5 protein-coding genes, 1 other RNA gene and 1 riboswitch are annotated in these 5,539 nt (G+C 37.0%); of the genes, 5 read left to right on the top strand and 1 reads right to left on the bottom strand.

Annotated elements, in window-relative coordinates; all coding sequences use genetic code 11:
• The first annotated feature begins 139 nt into the window (after nt 1-139).
• Nucleotides 140-315, top strand: a non-coding RNA gene (ssrS, locus tag QME45_12595) — 6S RNA.
• A 75-nt stretch (nt 316-390) separates the two neighbouring features.
• Here the strand turns inward: ssrS and QME45_12600 are convergent.
• Nucleotides 391-1,677, bottom strand: coding sequence for a VanW family protein (locus QME45_12600; GenBank protein MDI6619486.1), 1,287 nt, complete (start codon nt 1,675-1,677; stop codon nt 391-393).
• Nucleotides 1,678-2,006: 329 nt separating this feature from the next.
• Between QME45_12600 and QME45_12605 the strand changes: the two genes are divergently transcribed.
• The 4 genes from QME45_12605 (at nt 2,007) to lgt (ending at nt 5,435) form a co-directional block, all read left to right on the top strand.
• On the top strand, nt 2,007-2,213 hold the full coding sequence (locus QME45_12605) for a DUF378 domain-containing protein (protein MDI6619487.1): 207 nt from the start codon (nt 2,007-2,009) through the stop codon (nt 2,211-2,213).
• Nucleotides 2,214-2,705: 492 nt separating this feature from the next.
• A riboswitch (cyclic di-AMP (ydaO/yuaA leader) is annotated at nt 2,706-2,835 on the top strand.
• A 7-nt stretch (nt 2,836-2,842) separates the two neighbouring features.
• The gene (locus QME45_12610) at nt 2,843-3,478 is read left to right on the top strand and encodes a cell wall hydrolase (GenBank protein ID MDI6619488.1); all 636 of its coding nucleotides are present in this window, start codon (nt 2,843-2,845) and stop codon (nt 3,476-3,478) included.
• Nucleotides 3,479-3,630: 152 nt separating this feature from the next.
• Entirely contained in the window at nt 3,631-4,515 is an 885-nt protein-coding gene (locus QME45_12615) for a diacylglycerol kinase family lipid kinase (GenBank protein ID MDI6619489.1), read from the top strand.
• Nucleotides 4,516-4,556: 41 nt separating this feature from the next.
• On the top strand, nt 4,557-5,435 hold the full coding sequence (gene lgt, locus QME45_12620; protein MDI6619490.1) for a prolipoprotein diacylglyceryl transferase: 879 nt from the start codon (nt 4,557-4,559) through the stop codon (nt 5,433-5,435).
• The last annotated feature ends 104 nt before the right edge of the window (nt 5,436-5,539 follow it).

Raw genomic sequence — 5,539 nt, forward strand, 5'->3', positions numbered from 1 at the left:
GGTAACTTCCACTTTAAGAGGATAAGGGGTGGAACTTACTTTGATAATTGAGTCTCAGCAATTTAACATATATTTACAGCATTCATTTGCTTGAAAAGTGTTTGCTTCGATGATATAATTTAATCAAACAGAAGATTAAAGATTCCTGGGGTGTTTGAGTAACCCAGTATGTTCAACCGACAGAATGAATACGGGAGCTTGAGTTTTATAGTGTATGTCATGCTTTATTTGTTAGTAGGCAGAGGCTGTAAACAGGGCACCCACCTGCTATATTGGCGGGTATGAACATCGGGGGATCGGCATCATGGGAATTATGTGAAGAATTTTTAAGCCTTATTTAAATTATATAATTTAATAATTTGAATAAGGCTTTTTACATATTTCTAAATTCTATTGAAAATCCTTATATTTGCTCCTTCCGAGGTATTCATGCCGCGTAAGCTTGCCGTTAATATATACATCCCTGAATGCGTCGGCCGTATTATGTGCTACAACGTTGGAATATACTTTTACTGTCTTGCCTTCCACCGGCTTTCCGTATATTTTAAATGTTATATTTTTGCCGTTGGTAGATGATTTTATCAGGATGTATGAATTTGTATTATTCTTGAATTTCAATGTAACCGATCCATAGGATACGGTGGCATCCAAACCTAAAGGTACATAATGAACAGGTAGCCCATGGGGATAACGCGCTGTTATCTTAAGATCGGCTAACAGGGCGGCATTGTATAATGTTGTTGAGACCTGGCACAGGCCGCCGCCATAATCGGTTGATACCTGGCCGTTCACATATACGCCTGCTACTTTAAAGCCTCTTTGGGGAGTACTCTCTCCGACATATTTCCAGTATTCAAATTCTTCGCCGGGTTTAAGCAAAGTATTGTTTATCAATGAAGCGCCGAGCCGCACGTTTTCCTTTCTATTGGCATCCGAGCCGCCATAGTATGTTGTAAATGTAGATACAAGTTTTTTTGGAGAGAGTTCTTTCAATTGATTTTCAGTAACCTTTGGAGACAAAATCTTTTCGGTTAAGGATACTTCCGCTTTTTGAAGCTTTACCGCATTATAGATATCAGTAAGCAGCTTTTCTTTATCAAGCGTAGAACCCTGCACTTCTTTTTTTATCTGGATATTTCCGCTTTTATCTACGGACATTACGGCATCGGACGGTTTCTTTTCTATGAAATTCAGATTGTCTGCCACAAACTTGTCAAGTTTTTTGTTATCTATTTTTATATCTCCCATCACCTGTATAGTCTTCGAAAAATGCCTGTGCCTTGAGATGGATTCGTAAATGTTGGAGCCATAGACACAATTTTTTATTTCCTGAATGGCTGCGTTTGAATCCATTGAAACTCCAAGGTCTTTTACTTTTGAACTGACATCTTTTGAACTGCTCTTTAAGGTGACGGTACTTTCCATGAATTTTTCAGTCATACTGTTTAACCTATCCGCAGCCTTATCGTAAGGAAGATCTCCTATGCTTAAAGTCTCGTTTCCTAATGTTATGTATGTGCCGTTTGCTACAATATTCGTTTCGCTGTTTACGAATCTGTAGATTAGTATGAACAATATGATGCAGACGGCAAGAAGGATACAAAGTATGATCAGTATTGTATTCTTCGCGCTTTTTCTGGGTTTTAAGTGTATTACATTATCCATATCTGTATTCATTCTAACACCTCCATTAATTATAATAATTATATTCCTCAAAACATTTAATAGAACTGATGCATGCCGGATACGTTAATATGCGCAAATAACCTCAGATAATTTCGTTAGATCTATATTGTACGATACCGAGGGAAAATAAAATGTGGTGAAATAGCCATCATATTTTTTATAGAAGAATACATTCAGCTTATTGATAATATATTTATCTATAGGTAATGTATATTATACCAACCGATTATACCATCAGCTAGCATAAATGTAAATAGATGGTATAAATGCTTTAAGAGCACATTTTAAACCATATTAATAATGAATAAGGGGGGAAGGGTATGAGGCTTGATTATTTTGACTGGTTTTCTTTGCTGCTTGTTATTATAGGAGCTTTGAACTGGGGATTTATCGGTTTATTTAATTTTGATCTGGTTGGATTTTTATTTGGTGGTTCAATGTCTTTTTTAAGTAAGGTTATATACGGGCTTATAGGGTTTGCAGGAGCATATCTTATTTATCTTCTGACAAAACTTAAGAAATCGTGATTAAACAAACACAGCTCCTGAATTTGGGACACACATTTTATATTTGAAGAATATTATTTCAATCGCTAAGCTCACAGTCTTAAGAGTCTGTAAACTCGTTCAGGACAGAATCAAAACCCAACGAAGTTCAAACATTGATTCTGCTAATTCTGAAGCTTCGTTAACAGACTCTAAAGACTTTCCGCTAATTGCTCCTTCCATAATATTCTTCAAATAATTTTATGCATTCCTTAATTGGGACCGTGTTTGTTCAATGATTTTGCAGTATTCTGTGAAATGGGGCCAATCTGTTCGCATATATCGCTTCGGAGACCGGAATCGATGATTTAATCAATGATTAGATAAATATGGTATTGATAATTTATATGGCGCATACTTAATACAGGACAAGCATACTTAACCTTATTTCAGCCTATTGGTCGTAAGGGTTAAATCGATGCAATAATGAAGTTTGTCTATTTATAACCTTTTTTATATAATAGTTACAACTTGTACACAAACTTGCTGAATCCCGCAAGGGGTATGGAGAAACCAAAATCGGGGTTAATCTGCGTCAAATGCAGTAGGGAGCCTTTCGTCCCGAACCCGTCAGCTAACTTCAGAAGCAAATAGGAAAGGAGTTGTATCAAATGAAAAGATTTAAAAAATATATATCAGTTTTTATTATTACTGCAGTTCTTGTTACTTCAGGAGCATTATTCAGCATAAAGGCCAGTGCTGCAACGATATCGAACTATAAGGTAAATGCGGGAGACAGCTTATACCTTATCTCTCTTAAATATGCGACATCTGTGGACAAGTTGAAGAGTATGAATGGTTTAAAATCGGATACTATATATCCCGGACAGGTACTAAAAGTATACCAGAGTTCTGCAAATTACTCAGCAAGCGAGAGAGCAAATCCAAATTTATACTGGCTTTCGAGGATCATATATGCTGAAGCTTCAGGAGAGCCTTATCTGGGGAAAGTAGCGGTAGGAAATGTCGTTTTGAACAGAGTTGCATCACGATACTTTCCAAATAGCGTAAAGGGTGTCATATTTGAGTATTATAAGGGCGTACCTCAGTTTAGCCCTGTAGCCGATGGCTCAATTTATAATATACCATCGACGCAAAGCATAAAGGCGGCATTGGAGGCGTTAAGAGGAGCAAAACCTGCAAGAGATGCATTGTATTTCTTTAATCCTCGCAAGTCTTCAGGTTCATGGATAGCAAGGAATAAAACCTATGTTACGAGGATTGGAAATCACGTGTTTTACAAATAAATATTGATATATGAGGCCGGCATATCGCCGGTCTTTTATTTTTGTCTGAAATTTGATAAATATTGCTTTATTAAATCAATTCTTATGTGTAAAATATATAATAGATGATAAAAACACCCGTATATTTACATACAGCTTGTGGAGGAAAACAAATGAAGATATTATTCATAGCAAATCCGGTTGCCGGTAAGGGAAGAGTTTTAAAAATAGTGCCTAAAATAATAAATGTAATGAGCCATATTGATAATGTGGAATATAATGTCATATACTCGGAAAGAGCAGGACATGCTACTGAAATAGCGGCAGCCGGCGTAAAAAACGGATATGATATCATATTTGCCGTAGGCGGGGATGGTACCGTGAATGAAGTCGCAAATGGTTTGGTAAATTCCAGTTCCGCTTTAGGCATCATACCCGGCGGTTCCGGAAATGATTTCGCGAGGTCTCTGAATATAAGCGGAGATATAGAAGAAATAATAAAAGGAAGCATACATGGAGATAGAAGGGATGTAGATATTGGACTTGTAAATGGAAGATACTTTGTAAACATTTCAAGTGTAGGCTTTGATGCGGATGTAACACTTTCAGCAAAGAAGGCGAGAAGGTTCTTCTTATCCGGAAGCGCCGCATACATTGCGGGGCTGATCATAACTATTTTTTTCAGGAAGCCTTCGAAGGTAAGAATAAAATTAAACGGAATGGAGATCAGAAGAGTAATACTGCTTACAGTTGTAGCCAATGGGAAGTTTTATGGCGGAGGAATGCTTCCCGCACCGGATGCCGTAGTCGATGACGGGTTGTTTGATATATGCGTGATAGATAATCTATCAAAGATCAAACTGTTTGCTCTTTTCCCCAAATATATAAAAGGCACACACGGCGAATTGAAAGAGGTTACATTTTATAAAGGTCAGCATGTCGAAATAGATTCCGAGGAGCCTATTTCCATAAACATTGATGGAGAGATTTCCAAGGGAAATAAATTAGATTTTAAAATATTAAAAAGGGCATTAACCGTAGCAGTACCAAAAAAGTAAGCGGAATAACGCTAAATTTATAATAATCTGGAGGTGTTTTAATGTTACCGGTTATATATTTGTACAATATTCGAATTTATCCATATGGGATGATGATGGGCATAGGAATAGCATCTGCAGTGATACTGTTCGAGAAAAAGTGCAAGAGGCTCGGATTCAATGAGGATTCGGCGTTTAATGCGGCAATAATATCTGTCATAGGCGGCCTTATCGGTTCAAAAATATTTTACTATATAGTTGAATATAAAGAATTTTTAAAGAATCCTCTGGATATGATAAAGGATTTTGGAAATGGATTTTTGATATATGGCGGAGTAGCCGGCGGTGTACTGGCGGCATACCTGTATACGCGGAAAAAAGGGTGGCCATTTCTCAAGATATTTGATATTGCTGCGCCTTTTATAGCGCTGGCTCAGGGGTTTGGAAGGATAGGATGCTTGTTTGCAGGCTGCTGTTATGGAAAAGAAACAAGGTCCGTTTTTTCAATAAGGCTGAATAATTCGCCCTTCGCGCCACATGATGTAAATCTTATTCCCACGCAGATTATATCAAGCATAGTTGATTTTTCGATATTCGCGATACTTATAATATTCGATAACAGAAAGAAGAATAAAAATGACGGTGAGACAGGAGCGCTTTATCTGCTTTTATATGGCATAGCAAGATTTATAATAGAATATTTCAGGGGCGACCCGAGAGGCACTGTATTTAATATAATGTCTACATCGCAGTTTATTTGCATATTTGCCGTAGCTGCTTCAATAATAATGTTCCGTATTGCCGCGAATAAGAGAAGAAAGGCTATTGAGGAATTTTATGATCGGGAAGATGATGATAATTCTCAGGCTATATTGAGTGTTGATACAGAAAAAAGCGAAAATAAAAATGACGTTAAAGGTAATGCCGGCAAGTTATCGTAAAAACATGGCATGGGTTATAAGGCTGCAGTCTTATAGGTATATAAAGATGATTTGAAGAATATTATTTCAATCGCTAAGCTCACAGTCTTTAGAGTCTGTAAACT

It is taken from the genome of Clostridiales bacterium (genome assembly GCA_030016385.1).
Classification (GTDB): Bacteria; Bacillota; Clostridia; order Clostridiales; family Oxobacteraceae; genus JASEJN01.

Excerpts from the sequence above, each read along its gene's own strand:
- QME45_12605 (MDI6619487.1), top strand. The coding sequence starts at position 2,007 with ATGAGGCTTGATTATTTTGACTGGTTTTCTTTGCTGCTTGTTATTATA.
- QME45_12610 (MDI6619488.1), top strand. The coding sequence starts at position 2,843 with ATGAAAAGATTTAAAAAATATATATCAGTTTTTATTATTACTGCAGTT.
- QME45_12600 (MDI6619486.1), bottom strand. The coding sequence starts at position 1,677 with ATGAATACAGATATGGATAATGTAATACACTTAAAACCCAGAAAAAGC.
- lgt (MDI6619490.1), top strand. The coding sequence starts at position 4,557 with ATGTTACCGGTTATATATTTGTACAATATTCGAATTTATCCATATGGG.
- QME45_12615 (MDI6619489.1), top strand. The coding sequence starts at position 3,631 with ATGAAGATATTATTCATAGCAAATCCGGTTGCCGGTAAGGGAAGAGTT.